We start from the raw sequence: 20954 nt of genomic DNA on the forward strand, positions 1-20954 counted from the left end.
CGATATGAGCCCCGTAACAGCTGGTGTGCTCCAGATGCTCGCGCTGATCTCCGCGCTCGCCCTGGCATACCGTCCGCTCGGTGACCACATGGCCCGGGTCTACTCCTCGCACAGGCATCTCGGGCCGGAGAGGTGGATCTACCGTGCCATCGGGGCAGACCCCTCTGCCCCGATGCACTGGCCGGCCTATCTGCGCGGCGTACTCGCGTTCTCCGCGGTGAGCGTGCTCCTCCTCTACGCGCTTCAGCGTCTGCAGGGGTCACTGCCCGGCTCGCTCGGCTTCGTGTCGATCGACCCGGACCAGGCGTTCAACACCGCCGCGTCCTTCGTGTCGAACACCAACTGGCAGTCCTACTACGGCGAACAGGCCATGGGCCACGTCGTGCAGACGGGCGGCCTGGCGGTGCAGAACTTCGTCTCGGCCGCCGTGGGCATGGCCGTGGCCGTGGCCCTCGTACGCGGCTTCGCGCGTTCCCGCACCGGCGAGCTGGGCAACTTCTGGACGGACCTGGTGCGCGGAACCGTACGCGTCCTGCTGCCGATCTCGGTGATCGGCGCGCTCGTGCTGGTGGCGTGCGGTGTCATCCAGAACTTCTCCGGAATCCACGAGGTCGGCCAGTTCTCGGGCGGCAGCCGGCAGTGGAACGGCGGCGCGGTCGCCTCGCAGGAGGTCATCAAGGAGCTCGGGACGAACGGCGGCGGTTACTTCAACGCCAACTCCGCCCATCCCTTCGAGAATCCGACCCCCTTCTCCAATCTCTTCGAGATCTTCCTGATCCTTCTGATCCCGTCCGCACTGACCCGCACCTTCGGCCGCATGACCGGGGACCTGCGGCAGGGCTACGCGATCCTCGCCACGATGGCCACCATCTGGATCGGCTTCACCGCCCTGATGATGTGGACCGAATTCGCCCACCACGGGCCGGCCCCCGAGATCGCCGGCGGAGCGATGGAGGGCAAGGAGACCCGCTTCGGCATCGCCGGATCGTCGATCTTCGCCGTGGCGACCACCCTCACCTCGACGGGAGCGGTCAACTCCTTCCACTCCTCCTACACGGGGCTGGGAGGCGGCATCACCATGCTGGGCATGCAACTGGGCGAGACAGCGCCCGGCGGTGTCGGATCCGGCCTCTACGGCATGCTGGTCATGGCGGTGATCGCGGTGTTCACAGCCGGCCTCATGGTCGGGCGTACGCCGGAATACCTGGGCAAGAAGATCGGCACCCGCCAGATCAAACTCGCGGCGTGCTACATCCTGATCACCCCTGCGCTGGTTCTCGGCTTCACCGCGGTGGCCGTGGCGCTGCCCACTCCGGCCGACTCGATGACCAACAGCGGCGCCCACGGGTTCTCGGAGATCCTCTACGCCTACACGTCCGGCGCCAACAACAACGGCTCCGCCTTCGCGGGGCTCGACGCCGACACGCAGTGGTTCAACACCACCATCGGCACAGCGATGCTGCTCGGCCGCTTCCTGCCGATCGTGTTCGTCCTGGCACTGGCCGGCTCGCTGGCCGAGCAGCATCTCGTGCCGCCCACGGCCGGCACGCTGCGGACCGACACGCCGCTCTACGCGGGTCTGCTCGTCGGCACGATCCTGATCGTCACCGGTCTGACCTACTTCCCGGCCCTGGCGCTGGGTCCGCTCGCCGAAGGACTCGCCTCATGAGCACCGTAACCCCCACCCGTGCCCCGCACGAAGACCCGTCCGGCGGCGGCGTCGCGTCAGTTCGCGCCGGCGGGGGGCTCTTCGACCCGGAGCAGTTGCTGAGGTCCTTCCCGGACGCGGTGCGGAAACTCGATCCCCGCATCATGATCAGGTCCCCGGTCATGTTCGTGGTGCTCGTCGGCTCCGTGTTCACCACCCTGCTGGCGATCCAGGACCGGGGTGACGTGTTCGGATGGGCCATCGCGGCCTGGCTGTGGCTGACCGTGCTCTTCGCCAACCTCGCCGAGGCAGTCGCCGAGGGGCGCGGCAAGGCGCAGGCCGACACACTGCGCAAGGCGAAGACCGGCACGGTCGCCCGCCGGCTGGACGGCAGTGACGAGGTCGAGGTGCCCGGCACGGAGCTGCGGGTCGGAGACCTGGTCGTGTGCGAGGCCGGCGACACCGTTCCCGGTGACGGTGACGTCGTCGAGGGGGTCGCGTCCGTCGACGAGTCGGCCGTCACCGGCGAATCCGCCCCGGTGATCCGGGAGTCCGGTGGCGACCGCAGTGCGGTCACCGGCGGCACGAAGGTGCTCTCCGACCGGATCGTCGTCCGGATCACGACCAAGCCGGGTGAGAGCTTCATCGACCGGATGATCGCCCTGGTCGAGGGCGCTGCCCGGCAGAAGACGCCCAACGAGATCGCACTCGACATCCTGCTGGCGTCGCTGACCGTCGTCTTCCTGCTCGCGGTCGTGACGCTCCAGCCGTTCGCCATCCACGCCGGCGCGCGGCAGTCCATGATCGTACTGACCGCACTGCTGGTGTGTCTGATCCCGACGACCATCGGCGCACTCCTCTCCGCGATCGGTATCGCGGGCATGGACCGCCTGGTCCAGCGCAACGTCGTGGCCGTGTCGGGGCGCGCGGTGGAGGCCGCGGGTGACGTCTCGACGCTGCTGCTCGACAAGACCGGCACGATCACGCTCGGGAACCGGCAGGCTGCGGAGTTCGTCCCGGCGAGGGGTGTGACCGAGGCGGAGCTGGCGGCTGCCGCGCAGCTGTCCTCGCTGGCCGACGAAACCCCCGAAGGCCGCTCGATCGTCGTGCTCGCCAAGGAGAAGTACGGTCTCCACGAGCGCCGCCACAGTGAGCTGGCCCACGCCACCTGGGTCGCGTTCACCGCACGGACCCGCCTGTCGGGAGTGGACGTCGACGGTCTCAAGGCCCGGAAGGGAGCGGCCGGTTCGGTCATGGCATGGGTGCGGGAGCGGGGCGGCAGCGTCGCCGAGGACGACGGCCGGCTCGCCGACCGGATCTCGGAGACCGGCGGCACACCCCTCCTGGTCGCCGTCGAGGACGCGAGGGGCGCCCGGATCCTCGGTGTCGTCCACCTGAAGGACGTCGTCAAGGACGGGATGCGGGAACGGTTCGACGAACTGCGCCGGATGGGCATCAGGACCGTCATGGTCACAGGTGACAACCCGCTCACGGCGAAAGCCATCGCGAAGGAGGCGGGAGTCGACGACTACCTCGCCGAAGCCACCCCCGAGGACAAGATGGCCCTGATCAAGCGGGAGCAGGCGGGCGGCAAGATCGTCGCCATGACGGGTGACGGCACCAACGACGCTCCCGCGCTCGCCCAGGCCGATGTCGGCGTGGCGATGAACACCGGCACCTCGGCCGCCAAGGAGGCCGGGAACATGGTGGACCTGGACTCCGACCCCACCAAACTCATCGAGATCGTCGGAATCGGCAAGCAACTCCTCATCACCCGGGGCGCCCTGACCACCTTCTCCATGGCCAACGACGTCGCGAAGTACTTCGCGATCATCCCGGCCATGTTCGCGGTGGTCCACCCCGGCCTGGAAAAGCTCGACGTGATGGGTCTCGCGTCACCGGAGTCCGCGATCCTGTCCGCCGTCATCTTCAACGCGCTCATCATCATCGCCCTGGTCCCGCTCGCGCTCAAGGGGGTCCGGTACCGGCCCGCCGGCGCCGACAGGATGCTCCGCCGCAACCTCGGGATCTACGGACTGGGCGGCCTGATCGCCCCGTTCATCGGCATCAAGGTCATCGACCTGCTCATCTCCCTCGTTCCCGGGCTCTCCTGAACCAGAAACGGCTGATCAGCCTTGAACACCTCTCTCAAGAACACCGCCCGCCCGCTCGGTGCGGCGCTGCGCGCACTGCTCTGCCTGAGCGTCATCTGCGGCGTCCTCTATCCACTCGCCGTCACGGGCATCGCCCAGGCGCTCTTCGGCACGAAGGCCAACGGTTCCGAGATCAGCGACGCCAACGGCGTCACCGTCGGATCGTCCCTGATCGGGCAGACGTACAACCTGCCGAAACGGAACCCGGACGATCCGGAGGAGGTGGCGAAGCCGGACCTGCGGTGGTTCCAGCCCCGCCCCTCGAACGGCCTGGGCAACAACGGTGTGAACACCCGGTACGCGCTCATCCTCTCCGGTGCCACCAACCGCTCCGCGGACAACGCCGAGCTGGTCACATGGGTCACGGAAGCGAAGGCAGCGGTCGTGGCGGACAACTCCACCCCGTCCTGCACGGTGCGTCCCGAGGACGTACCGGCCGAGGCGGTCACGTCGTCCGGCTCGGGCCTCGACCCGCACATCTCCCCGGCGTACGCGAAGCTCCAGGTCCACCGGGTCGCCGAGCGGAACGACCTCTCCGTCCGGCAGGTCGCCGGACTCGTGGCCGAACACACCGAGGGCCGCACCCTCGGGTTCATGGGCGAGCCCCGGGTCAACGTCCTCGAGCTCAACACCGCGCTCAAGGACATGCGCAGATACTGACACGCGCGGTGCCGACGATACGTACGCTTCGCCCGGCCCCCCAGTTTCGAAAGTTTCGGAACGGTCCGACCCGATTCCTGATACTCAAGCCGCACTGATGGACAGAGCGAGTTATGCCTCTCGCCCCATATCCCATTCGAAGTGCGAAAACATCAAGACTCCGCTCTACACCCTGCACCGATGCTTTCGTAATTTCCGTCGAAAGCATTGACACCCGACGGAGCCGGATCAACACTGTTCGCCGTCTACAGACTCCATCCACGTCGATCCGGGTCCGCCCCGGGCCGGTCGTCGAGCGCCCCGGCCGGCCTGGTCAGGCCGGGGCGCGCAAGCCCACGCACCGCCGTCGCCATCGCCTGTTCGCCACACCCCCGAACGGCGTCGCTCGCCCGCACACCGCGCCGAAGGGGCGGCAGCGGTCCCGGCCGTCGCCGCCCCGCATCCAGCGGTTCCGCACCCGTCCGATCAGGAGAAGGACTCACGCCATGCGCATCACAGCACGCCTGTTCTTACGGCCCGTGGTCGCGGCGCTGGCCGTCGTCACCATGGCCGCGACCGCCACCGTCACCACCGGAACGACTCCCTCGCACGCCGCCACCGCCGCGGCCTGCAACGGGTACGTCGGTCTCACCTTCGACGACGGCCCGTCCAGCAGCACACCGGGCCTGCTCGACGCCCTGAGACAGAACGGGCTGCGGGCCACCATGTTCAACCAGGGCCAGTACGCCGCCTCCAACGCGGCCCAGGTCGCAGCCCAGGTCGACGCCGGCATGTGGGTCGGCAACCACAGCTACACCCATTCGCACCTGACGCAGCTGAGCCAGGCGCAGGTCGACTCCGAACTCTCCCGCACCCAGCAGGCCATCGCCGCTGCAGGCGGCGGCACGCCGAAACTGTTCCGCCCTCCCTACGGGGAGTCCAACGCGACGGTGCAGGCCTCTGCGGCCAGGTACGGCCTGACGCAGATCATCTGGGACGTCGACTCGCAGGACTGGAACGGTGCGAGCACCGATGCGATCGTGCAGGCCAATGCCCGGCTCACCGACGGACAGATCATCCTCATGCACGACTGGCCGGCCAACACACGCGCCGCGATCCCGCGTATCGCCCAGGGTCTGGCTAGCCGCGGGCTGTGCGCCGGCATGATCTCCCCGCAGACCGGTCGCGCCGTCGCCCCCGACAGCGGCGGAACGGGCGGCGGTAGCGGGTGTGCCGCCACCCTGACCGCGGGCAGCAGGTGGAGCGACCGCTACAACATCGACGTCGCGGTCTCCGGATCGAGCAACTGGACCGTCACCATGACCCTCCCCTCCCCCGCGAAGGTCCTCTCCACCTGGAACACAAGCGCCACTTATCCCAGCACACAGGTGATGACCGCCAAGCCCAACGGGAACGGCAACCGCTGGGGCGCCACCATCCAGGCAAACGGCAACTGGACCTGGCCCACCGTCACCTGCGCGTCCGGCTGACACCGGTTTCCCGGGACCGGTGGGGGCGTCCCGACCCTCCACCGGCGCCCGCAGCCCCGCGCCGGGGCCGGTGGAGGTGGAGGGCAGCCGCGGCACCGTGCTCCAGCGCCCCGGGCGTCGTCGACCCGGCGGTCCCGACGACGACTTCAGGATGAACAGGGCTCTCCCGCCCCCTCGTTCCCTATCCTGTTGGCAGCCGATCATCCGCTGCCGCGCACACCCAGGAGTCCGCCATGTCCCGACCGGAGAACGATGCCCCCGTCCAGCGCATCGACACCAGCAGACCGCATCCCGCCCGGATGTACGACTGGTTCCTCGGTGGCAAGGACAACTACCCGGTGGACGAGGCCATGGGCCGCCAGATGCTGGCCGTGGAGCCCGGAGTCCCGGTCATGGCCAAGGTGAACCGGGCCTTCATGCACCGCGCCACCCGGTGGCTGAGCGGCCAGGGGGTACGCCAGTTCCTCGACATCGGCACGGGGATACCCACCGAGCCGAATCTCCACCAGGTGGCCCAGCAGGAGGCGCCCGCCACGCGGGTCGTCTACTGCGACAACGATCCCATCGTCCTGGCGCACGCCGAAGCCCTGCTGAAGGGAACACGGGAGGGGGCCATCGACTACGTGCAGGCGGATGCCCGCGACGTGGACGCCATTCTCGAACGCGCGGGAAAGACACTGGACTTCAGCTGCCCGGTCGCCCTGTCGTTGATCTCGTTGCTGCACTTCGTGAGCGACGAGGACGGCGCGTACGACCTGGTGGACCGGCTGACCGCGGTACTCGCACCCGGCAGCCATGTGGTGATCTCGCACCTCACCGCCGACTTCCACCCGGCGGAGGCCCGTGAGGTCGACCAGATGTACAAGGCCAACGCACTGACTCTGGCGCCGCGCACCCGTGAGCAGTTCACCCGCTTCTTCGACGGACTCGACATCGTCGGACCCGGAGTCGTGGCAGCCGAGGCGTGGCACCCCGAGCTCGGTGAGCCGGTGCCGGGCCAGGACGACGTCATCAGTGCCGGCTACGTGGCGGTGGGCCGCAAGCCGTAGCCCCTCCGGTGCGGCCCGGTCCGGCCGCATCCGGCAGGCCGCGCCGCCCGCGCGGCCGGTCACCCTGCGTCCCGTGCCTCATGCGGAGCGGCCGGCGGTCCGGACGCAGGAGAGGACCACGACCAGAGGCCAGAACGACTGGGCGAACGTGATCACGCGCTCAGCCGCTCCGGCGGTGTCGAGTACGAAGAGTGCGAGCAGGAACCAGGCGCCACCGAGCCACATCAGCGCGGCCGCCGTCACGGACGGTCCGGCCCGCAGGCCCCACGGCGGGACGGCCGCGCGGGTCCTGCCTGCCGGACCCCCGCCGGGCGGGGTCCATCGGCCCGGGACGCCACGTCGCACCGCCATGACCGGCCACACCGCGAGCAGCGAGAATCCCACGGCCACGACCACACCGTGGGCGAACGACCCACCACTGCTCGGTGCGGGGAAGAGGGCCAGCATCATCGCCGAGAGTCCGCCGCCGGCCAGCGCCACCCGTCCGGCGAGCGCGGCGGGTCGCAGTCCGCACGCGGTGACCACGTGGCAGGTTCCCAGAGCGAGCAGGGCCGATGTCATCACCCAGTAGCCGCGGGAGCCGTCGGAGGCCAGGATGCTGATCGTCGCCGATGCGGGATCGTAGCCGGGGCCGTGAAGCTCCGCCGAGATCGCCCAGCCGCCGACGAGCAGGACCGGGGCGCACAACGAGGAGAACAGAATCCACCAGGGGACAGATCGCATCGGTGAACGGTAGAACGCGCGGACCGTCACCCGCCGGTTGTACACGCAGGCGAGCCGCCGCTGCGTACTCCACCCTCGGGGGGGTACACGCGTGTTGCCGGATCACATGACGCTGCGTGAACCGCACCGCCTGGCGGACCGGCAACGGCCCCGTATCCCGGTGCGCCGCATCGGACGAGGATCGAACCCGGAGGAGAACCTGCTGTGCTGACACCCAGTCCTCAGGACCTGAGAGTGGCTATGGCCCGTTATGCAGACGCGCGGATCGAGGACGCGCGCCGCTCCACGGCAGCTACCACCCGGGCCGTCGAGGACGCCGCCTACACCCTGTGCGTCATGACCGGCACCCAGGCTGTTCCGCAGGCCCTGCACGTCGCCGACAGCATGCTCGGCATGCGTGCCACGGTGTCCCCGGCTCTTCACCGGCCCGTCGGTACGCATCAGGAAGACCGTCTCCAGACCGCCTGAGATCCCGTCAGCCCGGTTGTCCGTACCGCGCCGCCGCGTGGCCCTGGTCACGCCCGGCGCGTCGCACCTCGCTCCACCCGCGCCGTTCCTCCCGGCTGTGCCGCCGGTCAGACGAACTGCTGCACCACCAGCACCGACGCACCCGCGATCGCCAACGCCGTGGCGGCGACGCGGGTGCGCCGCGCGTTCAGCCGGTGCGTCAGCTGCCGGGAGAGCAGCACTCCGGCCACAGCGGCGGGGGCGAGAAGCACGGCGCCCCGCAGGGCATGTGCTCCGACCGCCCCGGCGGCCGTCAGTGCGGCCAGGCTCATGAGCGACCCGGCCAGGAAGAACGCGCTCATCGTGGCGCGCAGTTCCGGGCCGCGCCGCCGCTGCCAGACCATGGCCATGGGCGGGCCGCCGACGGACGTCGCCGTACCCATCAGGCCCGAGGCCATGCCGGCCAGTACCACCGTCGACCGCCGCTGCCGTGGAACGTAGCCGGCCATGCTCACCGCGACGCCGGCGAGGACCACACCGGCGATGAGAAGGGCGAGGTGGCGGGCGGGGAGGGCGACGACGAGCAGGGTGCCCGCCAGCACTCCAGGTACCCGTCCGAGCAGTGCCCATCCGCAGCCGCGCAGGTCCGCCCGGCCGCGTTCGCGCAGCAGCCCCGTCGCCGTGACCCCGCCGGCGAGCAGCAGGACCGCGGCAGGGGCAAGGGCCGGGTCCACAAGGGAGAAGACCGGCGCGGCGATCATGCCCAGGCCGAAGCCGATGGAGACCTGCAGCAGGGCACCGACCCCGACCGTGACACAGAGCAGGGCGAACTCCGGGCCGGTCACGCCCACGCGGACCCAGCCTCCAAGGGGAAGTGGCACAGGGCTGTGTGCGGTTCGGCCACGCCTCCCGTCGCCCTGGTGACGACCGGAGGTGTGCGAGTGGCGCACAGGTCCTCGGCGCGCCAGCAGCGGGTGCGGAAGCGGCAGCCGGAGGGGATGTCGAAGGGCGAGGGGATCTCGCCCTGGAGGTGGATCTCCTGGTGGCGGGCGTCGCGGGTGGGCTTCAGGACGGGGGCCGCCGACATCAGCGCGGCGGTGTAGGGGTGTTGTGGGCGTTCGAAGACGCTCTCCGTGTCTCCCTGTTCGATGACCTTTCCCAGGTACATGACCGTCACCCGGTCGGAGATGTAACGCACCACGGAGAGGTCGTGGGAGATGAAGACGTAGGTGACGCCGAGGCGTGTGCGCAGCTCCGAGAGGACGTTCAGGACCTGCGCCTGCACCGACAGGTCGAGGGCGGAGACGGGCTCGTCGCACACGATGAGGTCGGGGTCCAGGGCCAACGCGCGTGCGATGCCGATGCGCTGGCGCTGCCCGCCGGAGAACTCGTTGGGGTAGCGGTGGGCGTCGCTCTCCCTGAGTCCGACCAGGGACAGCAGTTCACGGATCCGCTTCTCCCGGGCCTTGGCGCCCGGCACGACGTCCCGGTGGGTGCTCCAGGGCTCGGCGATCAGGTCGGCGGCCGACATGCGTGCGTTGAGCGAGGCGAAGGGGTCCTGGAAGACCATCTGCACACGGCGGCGCCAGGCCAGCAGTTCCTTGCCTCGCAGGGCGAAGGGGTCGGTTCCGTCGAAGCGCACGGTGCCCGCGTCCGGACGTTCCAGCCCGAGCAGCACCCGGGCCAGGGTCGATTTGCCGCAGCCCGACTCCCCCACGAGCCCGAGCGTCTGACCGCGGCCGATCTGTACGTCGACCCCGTCCAGGGCCGTCAGCCGCCGCCTGCCGCTGCCGAAGGTCTTGGTGAGCCCCCGGACCTCCAGCAGCGGAGGGCCCTGCCGCGGGTCGTCCTCGCCGGTTGTGGACGTGGCGGTGGTGGCACGGGAATCAGACACGTGCGAGCTCCTCGGAGAAGTGGCAGGCGGCCATGCGGCCGTCGCCCGCGGTACGCAGCGACGGCCGTTCCCGGACACAGCGTTCCCGGACCAGTGGGCAACGGGCCTGGAAGACGCAGCCGGACGGCACCGCGCTCAGTTCGGGCGGGCTGCCGGGAACGGCGGGCAGCGGGCGCCCGCGCACGCTGTCCTCCGGAACCGAGTCGAGCAGCCCCCGGGTGTAGGGGTGGCGGGGCGCGGAGAAGACGTCGTCCACCGGCCCGTTCTCCACGACCGTGCCCGCGTACATCACGACCACGTCGTCGGCGCGCTGGGCTACGACGGCCAGGTCGTGGGTGATCAGGACGACGGCCATGTCCCGCTCGTCCTGGAGGTCCCGCAGCAGCCGCATGATCTGTGCCTGCACGGTCACGTCGAGGGCGGTGGTGGGTTCGTCCGCGATGAGCACGTCGGGAGAGAGCGCGACGGCCATGGCGATCAGCAGCCGTTGCCGCATGCCGCCGGAGAACTGGTGGGGGTAGGACCGTGCCCGCTGCCTCGGTTCGGGGATACCGACCCGTGTCATCAGCTCGACGGCCTTCTCGTGGGCCTGGCTCCTGGAGAGTCCGCGGTGGATGCGGAAGGGTTCGCCGATCTGCCGGCCGACCGGCTGCACCGGGTTGAGGGCGGTCAGGGCGTCCTGGAAGACGATCGACAGCACGGGTCCGGCCAGCTTGCGGCGTTGTGCCGGGCTCATACGGAGGGTGTCCTCGCCCCTGACCCGGACGGCGCCGCCGGTCACCGACGCCGCGGGGTCGAGCAGTCCGACCACGGACAGAGCCGTCATCGACTTGCCGCAACCGGATTCGCCCAGGATGGCCAGGGTGCGTCCGTGACGGACGCTGAAGCTGACGCCGTCGACGGCGCGTACCGTCCCTGAGGACGTGGTCAGGTCCACGCACAGTCCTTCGACGGCGAGGGCCGGGGTGTCGGTGCCGGACGGGGAGGGGGTGGTGGTGGTCGTCACGGAATCATCTCCGGAGGCACGGCGGGCGAGACGGCCCGGCGCTTCGTCGGCAGCGTCAGGCGCCAGCGCTGCGCGGGGTCGGTGGCGATGCGGGCCCAGGCGGCGAGCACCGTGGCGGACACCGTGGTGAGCACGATGGCCAGCCCTGGCAGAACGGTGATCCACCAGGCGGTCTGCAGGTACTGCCGGCCCTGGGCCACCATCAGGCCCCAGCTCACGTCGGGGGGCTGGATTCCGATGCCCAGGAAGCTCAGCGACGACTCGGTGAGCATCACGAAGCAGAAGTCGAGGGTGGCGACCGTCAGCAGGGTCGGCAGGGCGATCGGCAGAAGGTGCCGGTAGATGATCATCCGGCCGGCTGTGCCGAAGGTCCGGGCCGCGTCGACGAACAGCCGGCTCCGCAACTCCGCCGCCTCCGCCCGCGCGGTGCGCAGGTACACCGGGATGCGGGTCACGGCCAGGATCAGTACGAGGTTCAGCGCGCTGGGTGAGAAGACGTACAGCACCACCACCGCGATCAGCAGCGAGGGGAAGCTGAGGATCACGTCGGCGATCCGCATGGCCACGCTCTCGCGGCGTCCGCCGTGGTATCCGGCCCACAGGCCCAGGGCCGAGCCGATCACCAGGGAGCTCAGGACGGCGGGGACGGCCACGGACAGCGTGGTGGCGGCCGCCTCGACGAGCCGGGCCACCATGCTGCGCCCCAGGACGTCGGTACCGAGCAGGCCGTACATCCCGTCGCTGAGGGAGGGCGGCCGCAGGGAGGCGTCCAGGTCCTGCCGCTGTGCGCGGTCGCCGATGAACAGCCGGCCGAAGACGGCCACGAGGGCGACGACGGTGAGGACCGCGGCCGCGGCGGCCGCGGCTCGGTCCCTGCCCAGCATCCGCCACAGACTCGGCTGCGTCGTGCGGGCGGGGGCGGGCGTGTCCCCGGTGGAGGACTCCTGGGTCATGGTGCTTCCTTCGCTCACGCCGGCACCGCCTGACGAACTCGGGGGTCGGTCAGCGCGTGGCAGACGTCGACGAGGATGTTCAGCGCGAAGATCGTCACGGCGGTCAGGAGGACGGCTGCCTGGAGGACCGCGAAGTCACGCTGGAGAATGGAGTCGATCATGAGTTTGCCGATGCCGGGCCAGCCGAAGATCGTCTCGACGATCACGGCACCGTTGACCAGCCCCACCGTCAGGTCGCCCGCCACGGTCAGCACCGGGGTGACGGCGTTGCGCAGCGCGTGGCCGAAGATCACCCGCCAGGGCGTTGCGCCCTTGCTCCGGGCGACCTTGACGTAGGGCGCGGAGAGCGCGGTGACCATGCTGCCGCGGACCACCTGCACCAGCACGCCGAACGGGCGGATCAGCAGGGTCGCGATGGGCAGGATCCAGATCTCGGGGCCGCCGATCGTGCCCGAGGTAGGCAGCAGTCCGAGGCTCACGCCGAAGACCAGCACGCCCATGATGGCGAACCAGAAGTCGGGGATGCTGGCGGCCGTCATCGAGAGCAGGCTGGCGATCCTGTCGATCAGGGAGTTGGGGCGGTAGGCGGCCAGACTGCCGACGATCAGTGCTCCGGTGATCGCCAGCAGCATCGTCAGACCCGCGAGTTGCAGGGTGACGGGGAATGCCTCGACCGCCATCGAGGCCGCCGACTGGCCGGTGCGCAGCGAGGTGCCGAAGTCGAACTGCACGGCGTCGACGAGGTAGTTCCACAGCTGGGCCGGGATCGAGAGGTCGAAGCCCTGTGCGGCGGAGAACTCCGCGCGCTGCTCGGAGGTGGCGCTCAGGGGGAGATAGAGGTCGACGGGATTGCCGGTCATCCGGGCCAGGAAGAACACGCCGAGGACGACGCAGACCAGGGGGACGGCGCTGGAGAGTACGCGCTTGCGCAGGAATGGGATCATGTCAGTGCTTCGCCCCCTCGGCCGGGCCGACCTCGGCCAGCCGCAGTTCGTCCCCGGTGGCGGAGTCGGGCCGGTACCGGATCGACTCCGACAGACCGAGCAGTCCGCTCATGTGGGCGATGTGGGTGTACTGGACGACGGATTCGTTCTGGTCCGCGAGCAGGCCGGCGAAGGCCTTCTGGCGCTCCTCGCCGGACAGTACGGCCGATTCGGTGATGCGCCGGTCGAGCGACTCCGTGCCGAACGTCGACTGGGGGCCGTCGCTCAGCAGGTACTGGCTGGTGGTGAAGGCCGCGTCACCGGCCTGGTTACCGTGCATGATCAGCAGGGCGATGGGGCCGACGTCCTTGGGCAGTGGGCGGAGCTGGTACTGGAGCTGGGTCGCGGTGTCGGCCATGCGGACCCGTACGCTCAGCCCGATCCGCTCCATCTGGTACTGGAGTGCCTCCGCCGTCTCCGACACCCCGGCGAACATGCCGTTGCGGGCGACCAGGGTGATCGGCCGGTCGGTGGGCACACCGTCGGCGGACGCCTCCTCGATCAGGGCACGGGCTTCGGTGATGTCCTGCCGCGTGGGTTCGATCGTGTCGCTGTGGCCCACCACTCCGGGCGGAACCAGCTGGCCGGCGGGTTCGGCCAGACCGCCGAGCAGGGCGTCGATGATGCCCTGACGGTCCACGGCCAGGTCGATCGCCCGCCGCACCCGCAGGTCGTCGAGCGGAGCCTCGCGGCCGTCGAGCCGCAGGGCCGTCGTCTCGTTGTTGGGGTAGGCGACCGTCGTGTCCTTCTCCGCCTCCATCGGGTCCAGCGCCACAGCGATCTCCGCCTCACCCTTGTCGATCATGGCGGCGCGGACGCTGGCATCGCTGCGCCACACGTAGCGGGCCCCCGCGAAGGGCGGGGACTCGCCCCAGTAGTCGCCGAAGCGGCGGAGGGAGATCGCCGCTCCGGGCTTCCAGGAGCGGACGGCGTAGGGGCCGGTACCGATCGGTATGCGCACCTTGGCCTCGGCGTCGGTCGTGCGGGGGACGATCTCCACGAAGCTCAGGCGCAGCGGGAGGATGGGGTCCGGCTTCGTGGTGGTCACGGTCAACCGGCGGTCGTCCACGGCCTCCACCTCGAGGTCTTCGTTCCCGAAGACGTAACCCTCGACGTTGCAGGCCAGGTCGGAGTTGACCGCCCGGTTGATGGAGAACGCGGCGTCCTCGGCGGTGAAGGGCTCGCCGTTCTGGAAGGTCACGCCGGAGCGGATGTCGAAGCTCCACGTGCGGGGACCGGTCTGATCCCAGCCGGTCGCCAGCAGGGGGTCGAGTTCGCCGGACGTGGGGTCCCGTTCGACCAGGGGTTCGGTGATGTTGGACCGGACGACGACGCCGGTGCCTGTCAGCGATGCCTCGCAGGGCTCGAGAGTGGGCGGTTCCTGAGTGAGCACCACCCGCAGGGTGCGGCCGTCGGCGCGGCCGGCCTCGCCGCCCGCGCTGTTGGCCACGGCGCACCCGCTGGATGTGAGCACGGCGCCCGCCAGCAGTGCCGCGATCAACTTGGGGGGCCGCCTGGGCGCGGCGCGCTGGGTGGATGAAACGGTGGACTTCATCGTCACATGTCTCCGGGGAATCGCTGATGTGTCGCGTTCCGTGCACTGGGGTAAGAGGCGGACCACCACAGCTGTCTACAGTTGCGTACTCGGTCTGTATCTGTGAACGCGAAGCTAAACCGGCGTCGCGGCAGCGTCAAGACATGCGGAACAACGGACATTCCAGCGCCGGGTCCCGATCGGATCCCGCCGAGCGCCACACATCCCCGAAATCGTCGACTGATACCGGAGCTTCACCTTGCCGAACTCACCCCTCCGCACCAGCGCCCCCGACACCGTCCTCCAGGTGTCCGCCCTGCTCCCCGCACTGGAGACCGCCCTGTCCGAGCGGTACCGCACGGTCCGTCTGCCGGAGCTGCCCGACCCCGCCGGCTACCTGCGCGACCACGGGAAGGACGTGGTGGCCGCGGTGACGAGCGCGCGGGCCGGTGTCAGCGACGACCTGATGGACGCGCTGCCGCGGCTCGGGGCGATCGTCCACTTCGGCGTCGGCTACGAGACGACGGACGTGGTCCGGGCGCGGGCGAGGGGCATCGACGTCAGCAACACCCCTGATGTGCTCACCGACTGCGTGGCGGACCTCGCGGTCGGCGCCCTGATCGACGTCATGCGCCGGATGTCGGCCGCCGACCGGTACGTGCGGGCCGGGGGCTGGGACAGCGCACCCTTCCCGCTCGCCTCGCGGGTGAGCGGGAAGCGGGTGGGCATCCTGGGGCTGGGCCGCATCGGCCGGGCCGTCGCGCGACGCCTCGACGGCTTCGGGGTGAGCGTCTCGTACTGCACGCGCTCACCGGTCCCCGGCGTGGACTACCACCACCTGCCCACCGCAAGGGCCCTGGCCGAAGCGTGCGACGCGCTCGTCGTCACCGTCGCGGGAGGGTCCGGCACCGAGGGGCTGGTCTCGGCGTCGGTGCTGGACGCCCTCGGCCCCCAGGGCTACCTGGTCAATGTGGCACGGGGCAGCGTCGTCGACGAGCCCGCCCTCGTCGCGGCGGTGGAGGCGGGAGGGATCGCGGGTGCGGCACTCGACGTGTTCACCGACGAACCGAACGTGCCGCGGGCCCTGTTGGAGTCGGACCGGGTCGTACTGCTCCCGCACATCGCCAGCGCCACTCGCGAGACCCGCGCGGCCATGGGCGACCTGGCGCTGCGCAACCTGGAGCGGTACCTGACCCAGGGCACTCTGCTCACACCGGTACCGGAGGCCTCGCGCTCGTCCCATTGACACCCACGCGAGTCCACACATACAAATATTGTCCACAGATAAGAACGCCGCTCACTCATATCGGGATGGCCTGCATGGCTCGCAGCTCGGAACGCATCGTCGACGTCACCGTGACCCCCGTGGCCTTCCGGGACCACCCCCTGCTCAACACGGTGGGCGTGCACGAGCCGTACGCGCTGCGCACCGTCGTGGAGATCACCACGGAGAACGGGATGAGCGGCATCGGCGAGACCTACGGCGGCACGGTGCACCTGGAACGCCTGCGCCGCGCCGCCGCCGAGCTGGCCGGCATGGACGTCTGGAGCCTCAATGGCCTGATCGCCCGCACCACGCGCGCGCTGGGACCCGACACCGCGGGTGGCGACGGGATGTCCGGGATGGTCACCGGCAGCAGCGCCGTGGACCGGATCATGGCACCGTTCGACGTCGCGTGCCTGGACATCCAGGGCAAGCTCGTCGGCCGGCCGGTCTCCGATCTGCTGGGCGGAGCCGTACGCCCGACGGTCCCCTACAGCGCGTACCTCTTCTACAAGTGGGCCGGGCACCCCGGCCAGGCCGACGACGAATGGGGTGCGGCCCTCGATCCGGCGGGCCTGGTCGAGCAGGCCCGCCGCATGATCGGGACGTACGGCTTCTCCTCCATCAAGCTCAAGGGCGGCGTCTTCCCGCCGGACGAGGAGATCGCGGCGGTCAGAGCACTGCGGAAGGCCTTCCCGGACCATCCCCTGCGCCTTGATCCGAACGCCGCCTGGAGCACGGAGACGTCGCTGCACGTCGCCCGCGAACTCGACGGCGTCCTGCAGTACCTGGAGGACCCGACCGAGGGCATCGAGGGCATGGCGTCCGTGGCCGGGCGGACACCGACTCCGCTGGCCACCAACATGTGCGTGGTCTCCTTCGACGACCTCGCCCCCGCCGTGGCCCGGGGAGCGGTGGGCATCGTGCTCTCCGACCACCACTTCTGGGGCGGTCTGCGGCGCTGCGGCCAGCTCTCCGCGATCTGCGAGACGTTCGGGCTGGGCCTGTCGATGCATTCCAACTCGCACCTGGGCATCAGCCTCGCGGCGATGACCCACCTGGCGGCGGCCACCCCGCGCCTGACATACGCCTGCGACACGCACTGGCCCTGGAAGCAGCCGGACGAGGACGTGGTGGACACCGGGGTGCTGCGGTTCAGGGAGGGTGCCGTCGCCGTCCCGACGGCCCCGGGGCTGGGCGTGGAACTGGACCGGGACGCACTCGCACGGCTCCATCGCCAGTACCTCGACTGCGGGCTGCGCGACCGCGACGACACCGGCTACATGCGCCGGTTCGACCCCTCGTTCTCCGTCAAGACCCCCCGGTGGTGACCCGACCGTGCACATCATGCTGAACCACCGCATCCTCAGCAGGTTCCAGGAACCGCTCAAGGCACGCACGGAGGGCAGCCACGTCTGGGTGGACGCCTGCGACTGGGACGCTGACCGGATCTCCGCCGCGCTCCGCGACACCGAGGTGTACATCGGATCGAAGCTCCGGGCCGAGGACGCCCGCCGTGCGGCGCGGCTGCGGCTCGTGCACGTCGTCGGCGCCGGCTACGACGGCATTCCGTTCGACGCGCTCGACCCGGGGGTGACGGTCGCGACCACCCACCACCACGGCCGCTCCATCGCGGAGCACGTGCTGATGTCCGTACTCATGCTCTCCCGCGACGTGTTGACGGCCGACCGCGCCCTGCGCGCGGGGCACTGGCGCAACGTGGCCGTCGATCCCGGGCTCCCCTTCGGATCGACGCTGAGCGGACGACGGGTCGGGATCATCGGTTTCGGCGAGACCGGAACCGAGGTCGCCCGGCTGTGCCGGGCCGTCGGCCTCGGAGTGCGTGCCGTACGGCGCGACCCGACCGCTCCGATCCCCGCCGGCCTGCGGCCCGACTGGGTCGGCGGCAACGACCGGCTGCCCGAACTGCTCGCCGAGTCGGACGTCGTGGTGGTCACGGTCCCGCTGAGCCCCGCCACCCGCGGGCTGATCGGCCCTGCCGAGCTGAGGGCCATGGGCCCCGGTTCACTGCTGGTCAATGTCGCCCGGGGGCCGGTGGTGCAGGAGGAGGCGCTCTACGAGGCGCTCCGTTCCGGTTCCATCGGCGGCGCCGCCCTGGACGTGTGGTGGTCCGGCCCGCCGGACCCGCCGAGCCGGCTGCCGTTCCACGAGCTGCCCAATGTGCTCATGACCCCCCACAACTCGGGTCACACCACGGACACCTTCGCGGCCCGTGCGGCGGAGATCGCGGACAACATCGGCCGCATGCGGCGCGGCGAACCCCTCGTGAACGTGGTGCGCACCGGCGGGCGTTGAGCGGTGAACGGCGGACCGGTGCCATCGAAGGCAGCCTTCGGTGGCACCGGCTTCAGCGCTCATCCCGCCGCGGCGGTCAGGGATTCGTAGTGCGCCCCGAGCCTGCGCAGGTAGAAGAGGTCTCCGGTGTCCTGATCACGCTCGAAGCGCGGGGCGTCCTTGATCTCTTCCTTGGTGCACCTGACCTTGATCACACGTTCGCCGTGTTCGACGGCGGTCACCATGCCGGCGGGCACGACGACGCTCCTGCCGAACTTCCAGACTCCCGCGTCGATCACCAGATGGTCGAACCCGGGCACCGGCGAGAGCCTGACGACCGTGCCCACGCTCCCGTCGGGTGCCTGCACGTCGTATCCGATCACGTCGTCGCCCAGCGAGCCGTCCAGCTGTTCCGGAGCTGTCCAAATCGTGTCCACGGTCGCCTCCTCCTGGCAGCCGGGTCCGGCCGCCGGATCTTCCATATGCCCCGTCGGGCGCGGACGAAGCAGCCGAACGCGGCTCCGTAACCCGGTCGGCGCTACGACGTCATCTCGTACGCCCCGGACAGCGCCTGGACGCGGTCCCAGACCCGCGCCGACCGGGCGGCGTCGACGACAGGACGCCGTACCGCGGCGAGGGCCCAGTCCTGCTGCTGTCCGGTGGCGGAGTCCTTGCCGTGGAGCTCGACGGCGTGCGCGGAGAAGTCGCGGACGAGTACGGAGAACAGCTCGTCGAGCACGTCCTCGTCCAGTCCGGTCAGCCGGGCCTGCTCCAGGACCAGTTGTCCGTGGACCACCAGGGCGAAGAGCTGGCCGACGGACAACAGGAAGTCGAGGTCCCTGCTCTGCTGCTCGTCGGGCGCGGCGTCGGTCACGAACGCGCAGAGGGCGTCCGCCTGCTCGCGGAAGCGGGCGACGTTGGGGACTGCGGCATAGGCGTCGTAGGCCGGGCGCCAGTCGTGGAAGCGCACCGAGCCCAGGCCGCGGGCAGGCCCCTGCCGGAAGAGGAACGTGTCGTCCGCGGCGTCCAGTCGCGTCGTCACCGGCTCGTACCCGGCCGGGTCCAGCAGATGGTTGCGCATGAACTTCAGGATGAGGGCGAGGTTGACGTGGACGGTGCCCTCCAGCTTGGGCAGACTGCGGATCTCCACGGCGGCCTGTGCGAAGTAGGTGTCCTTCTCGAAGCCCTTCGCGGCGATGACGTCCCACATCAGGTCGATGACCTTCTCGCCCTCCGTGGTCACCTTCATCTTCGTCATCGGGTTGAACAGCAGGTACCGGCGGTCGTCGGGGCCGGCCGAGCGGAAGTAGTCGACGGCGCGGTCGCTGAACAGCTTCATGCCGACGAGCCGGACGTAGGCGTCCGCGAGCTCCCGGCGCACGTGCGGGAAGGCGGTCACGGGGCGCCCGTACAGGATGCGGTTCTGCGCGTGGGTGACGGCCTCGTACATCGCGTGCTCGCAGATGCCGATCGAGGCGGTGCAGAGGTTGAACTTGCCCACGTTGACGGTGTTGAGGGCGGCGTCGAAGGCTGCGCGGCCGGTGTGCAGGACGTCGTCGGAGCCGACGGGGTAGCCGTCGAGGCGGAATTCGCTGACGTACTTGGAGGAGTCGACGACGTTCTTCACCAGCTCGTAGGCGGGGTGGCGGCTGTCCGCCGCGAAGAAGACGTAGCCGTCCGGGCCCTCGATGTCCGTGCGGCGGCCGAAGACGGAGACGAGGCCGGCGGCGTTGCCGTTGCCTATGTAGTACTTGGAGCCGGTGGCCAGGAAGCCGCCGTCGCCGTCCGGTGCCAGGAGCATGTCGGTGGAGTAGATGTCGGCGCCGTGCGCCTTCTCCGACAGGCCGAAGGCGAACACCTCGCCCTGGGCGAGGAGCTGTGCCGCGCGGCCGCGGGCGGCGGCGTTGTCGCTCTGCCAGACCGGGCCGAGACCGAGGATGGTCACCTGCCAGGCGTACCAGTAGTCGAGCCCGTAGAAGCCGAAGATCTCGTTGAGCGCGGCGATCCGGGCGGTGTCCCAGCGCTGGTCCTCCCGCTCAGCGGCGCTGGCGGGAGTGAGGAAGGTGGCGAACAGGCCTTCCTTCGCGGCGAAGGCGAGGAAGTCCCCCAGCCAGGCGCGGGACCGGTAGTCCTCGATGAGCCGGCGCTTGCCGCGGTCCTCGAACCAGTCGATGGTGGCGCGCAGCAGCCTGCGGGTCTCGGGGTCGAAGTGTGCCGGGTCGTAGGAACGGGGGTGGAACAGCAGCGGGTCGGCCATGGTGATACGCCTTCCGAGGGGTGTGAGCGGGAGGTTGCGGGGCGGTTTCAGATGCGCGGGCGTGTCGCGCCGAGCCTGCGCAGGGTGGCGAGTACGTCGTCGAGCCAGGCGATTGTCATGCGCTCGTACGCGATACCGCCGCGCAGCACGACGTGCTGGAGCTCCTGACCGGCGTCGAGCGGTGCGGGCGCTCCGGAGCCGGTGAAGTCGCGCCGTTCCCCGGCGAGGTAGTGCGCGAGCCTGTCGCTGTGCACCCGGTGGTGCCGTCGGACCTCGTCGAACAGCGCGGTTGGGTCGTCGAAGGCCGCACCACGGATCTTCACGGCGAGGTCGTGGCGGAGGCTCTCGGGTTCGATCGGTTCGTGGAGCCAGCAGGAGAGGGCGGTGCGGCCGGGGCCGGCGACGGAGTACTCCTTCTTGTCCGGCCGGCGCTCCTGCGGGACGTCGCGGACGTCGAGCAGGCCCTCGCCCTCCATGCGCTTGAGGACGCGGTAGATCTGCTGATGGGTGGCGGTCCAGAAGTACGCGCTCACTGCTTCGGGGCGGCGTCCCTCGCCAGGAAGGCCAGCAGGTCCTGCCTGCTCACGACGCCCGTGGGCTTGCCCTCGACGAGGACGAT

At 70.1% G+C, this 20954-nt stretch carries 19 protein-coding genes; 9 read left to right on the plus strand and 10 right to left on the minus strand.

Annotation, left to right across the window (positions count from 1 at the left end):
• Positions 1-4: 4 nt before the first annotated feature.
• From kdpA to ABZ441_RS04345, 5 genes are all read left to right on the plus strand, one after another.
• The gene (gene kdpA / locus ABZ441_RS04325; RefSeq protein WP_358968157.1) at positions 5-1669 is read left to right on the plus strand and encodes a potassium-transporting ATPase subunit KdpA; all 1665 of its coding nucleotides are present in this window, start codon (positions 5-7) and stop codon (positions 1667-1669) included.
• A complete protein-coding gene (gene kdpB / locus ABZ441_RS04330) occupies positions 1666-3762 on the plus strand; it encodes a potassium-transporting ATPase subunit KdpB (protein ID WP_358968160.1) in 2097 nt (698 codons plus the stop codon). The genes kdpA and kdpB overlap by 4 nt, the downstream gene beginning before the upstream one ends.
• Before the next feature lie 21 nt (positions 3763-3783).
• Positions 3784-4461: a potassium-transporting ATPase subunit C gene (locus ABZ441_RS04335; RefSeq protein ID WP_358968163.1), complete on the plus strand. Its 678-nt coding sequence runs from the start codon at positions 3784-3786 to the stop codon at positions 4459-4461.
• Positions 4462-5006: 545 nt separating this feature from the next.
• A complete protein-coding gene (locus tag ABZ441_RS04340; RefSeq protein WP_358968206.1) occupies positions 5007-5930 on the plus strand; it encodes a polysaccharide deacetylase family protein in 924 nt (307 codons plus the stop codon).
• A 233-nt stretch (positions 5931-6163) separates the two neighbouring features.
• Entirely contained in the window at positions 6164-6979 is an 816-nt protein-coding gene (locus ABZ441_RS04345; protein ID WP_358968165.1) for an SAM-dependent methyltransferase, read from the plus strand.
• Positions 6980-7057: 78 nt separating this feature from the next.
• Here ABZ441_RS04345 and ABZ441_RS04350 read toward each other — a convergent pair whose 3' ends face one another.
• Positions 7058-7702, minus strand: coding sequence for a DUF998 domain-containing protein (locus tag ABZ441_RS04350; protein ID WP_358968166.1), 645 nt, complete (start codon positions 7700-7702; stop codon positions 7058-7060).
• A 204-nt stretch (positions 7703-7906) separates the two neighbouring features.
• Between ABZ441_RS04350 and ABZ441_RS04355 the strand changes: the two genes are divergently transcribed.
• The gene (locus ABZ441_RS04355; RefSeq protein WP_358968168.1) at positions 7907-8170 is read left to right on the plus strand and encodes a DUF5133 domain-containing protein; all 264 of its coding nucleotides are present in this window, start codon (positions 7907-7909) and stop codon (positions 8168-8170) included.
• A 107-nt stretch (positions 8171-8277) separates the two neighbouring features.
• Here ABZ441_RS04355 and ABZ441_RS04360 read toward each other — a convergent pair whose 3' ends face one another.
• The 6 genes from ABZ441_RS04360 to ABZ441_RS04385 all read right to left on the minus strand — a co-directional run bounded on the left by ABZ441_RS04360 (position 8278) and on the right by ABZ441_RS04385 (position 14540).
• Complete coding sequence (locus tag ABZ441_RS04360) at positions 8278-9000, minus strand: sulfite exporter TauE/SafE family protein (protein WP_358968170.1); 723 nt, start codon at positions 8998-9000, stop codon at positions 8278-8280.
• Entirely contained in the window at positions 8991-9974 is a 984-nt protein-coding gene (locus ABZ441_RS04365) for an ABC transporter ATP-binding protein (protein ID WP_358968208.1), read from the minus strand. The genes ABZ441_RS04360 and ABZ441_RS04365 overlap by 10 nt, the downstream gene beginning before the upstream one ends.
• A 61-nt stretch (positions 9975-10035) precedes the next feature.
• Entirely contained in the window at positions 10036-11049 is a 1014-nt protein-coding gene (locus ABZ441_RS04370; protein ID WP_358968172.1) for an ABC transporter ATP-binding protein, read from the minus strand.
• A complete protein-coding gene (locus ABZ441_RS04375; protein ID WP_358968174.1) occupies positions 11046-12002 on the minus strand; it encodes an ABC transporter permease in 957 nt (318 codons plus the stop codon). The genes ABZ441_RS04370 and ABZ441_RS04375 overlap by 4 nt, the downstream gene beginning before the upstream one ends.
• Positions 12003-12016: 14 nt before the next feature.
• The gene (locus tag ABZ441_RS04380; protein WP_358968176.1) at positions 12017-12946 is read right to left on the minus strand and encodes an ABC transporter permease; all 930 of its coding nucleotides are present in this window, start codon (positions 12944-12946) and stop codon (positions 12017-12019) included.
• 1 nt (position 12947) lies between these two features.
• Positions 12948-14540 (minus strand): ABC transporter substrate-binding protein, encoded by a 1593-nt coding sequence (locus ABZ441_RS04385; RefSeq protein ID WP_358968178.1) that lies wholly within the window; start codon positions 14538-14540, stop codon positions 12948-12950.
• A 238-nt stretch (positions 14541-14778) separates the two neighbouring features.
• Here ABZ441_RS04385 and ABZ441_RS04390 point away from each other — a divergent pair, with 238 nt between their 5' ends.
• The 3 genes from ABZ441_RS04390 (at position 14779) to ABZ441_RS04400 (ending at position 18099) form a co-directional block, all read left to right on the plus strand.
• Positions 14779-15765 carry a 2-hydroxyacid dehydrogenase gene (locus ABZ441_RS04390; RefSeq protein ID WP_358968180.1) on the plus strand — a complete coding sequence of 329 codons (987 nt, stop codon included), beginning with the start codon at positions 14779-14781 and terminating at the stop codon, positions 15763-15765.
• Positions 15766-15839: 74 nt separating this feature from the next.
• Positions 15840-17114 carry a glucarate dehydratase family protein gene (locus ABZ441_RS04395; protein ID WP_358968182.1) on the plus strand — a complete coding sequence of 425 codons (1275 nt, stop codon included), beginning with the start codon at positions 15840-15842 and terminating at the stop codon, positions 17112-17114.
• A gap of 16 nt (positions 17115-17130) precedes the next feature.
• Positions 17131-18099 carry a 2-hydroxyacid dehydrogenase gene (locus tag ABZ441_RS04400; protein ID WP_358968184.1) on the plus strand — a complete coding sequence of 323 codons (969 nt, stop codon included), beginning with the start codon at positions 17131-17133 and terminating at the stop codon, positions 18097-18099.
• 59 nt (positions 18100-18158) lie between these two features.
• Here ABZ441_RS04400 and ABZ441_RS04405 read toward each other — a convergent pair whose 3' ends face one another.
• The 3 genes from ABZ441_RS04405 to ABZ441_RS04415 all read right to left on the minus strand — a co-directional run bounded on the left by ABZ441_RS04405 (position 18159) and on the right by ABZ441_RS04415 (position 20868).
• On the minus strand, positions 18159-18515 hold the full coding sequence (locus ABZ441_RS04405) for a hypothetical protein (RefSeq protein WP_358968186.1): 357 nt from the start codon (positions 18513-18515) through the stop codon (positions 18159-18161).
• A gap of 101 nt (positions 18516-18616) precedes the next feature.
• A complete protein-coding gene (locus tag ABZ441_RS04410; RefSeq protein WP_358968188.1) occupies positions 18617-20335 on the minus strand; it encodes an acyl-CoA dehydrogenase family protein in 1719 nt (572 codons plus the stop codon).
• Positions 20336-20382: 47 nt separating this feature from the next.
• Positions 20383-20868 (minus strand): PadR family transcriptional regulator, encoded by a 486-nt coding sequence (locus ABZ441_RS04415; protein WP_358968189.1) that lies wholly within the window; start codon positions 20866-20868, stop codon positions 20383-20385.
• Between the last annotated feature and the right edge of the window lie 86 nt (positions 20869-20954).

The organism is Streptomyces sp. NPDC005752, from assembly GCF_040630715.1.
In the GTDB taxonomy this organism is placed as follows: Bacteria; Actinomycetota; Actinomycetes; order Streptomycetales; family Streptomycetaceae; genus Streptomyces.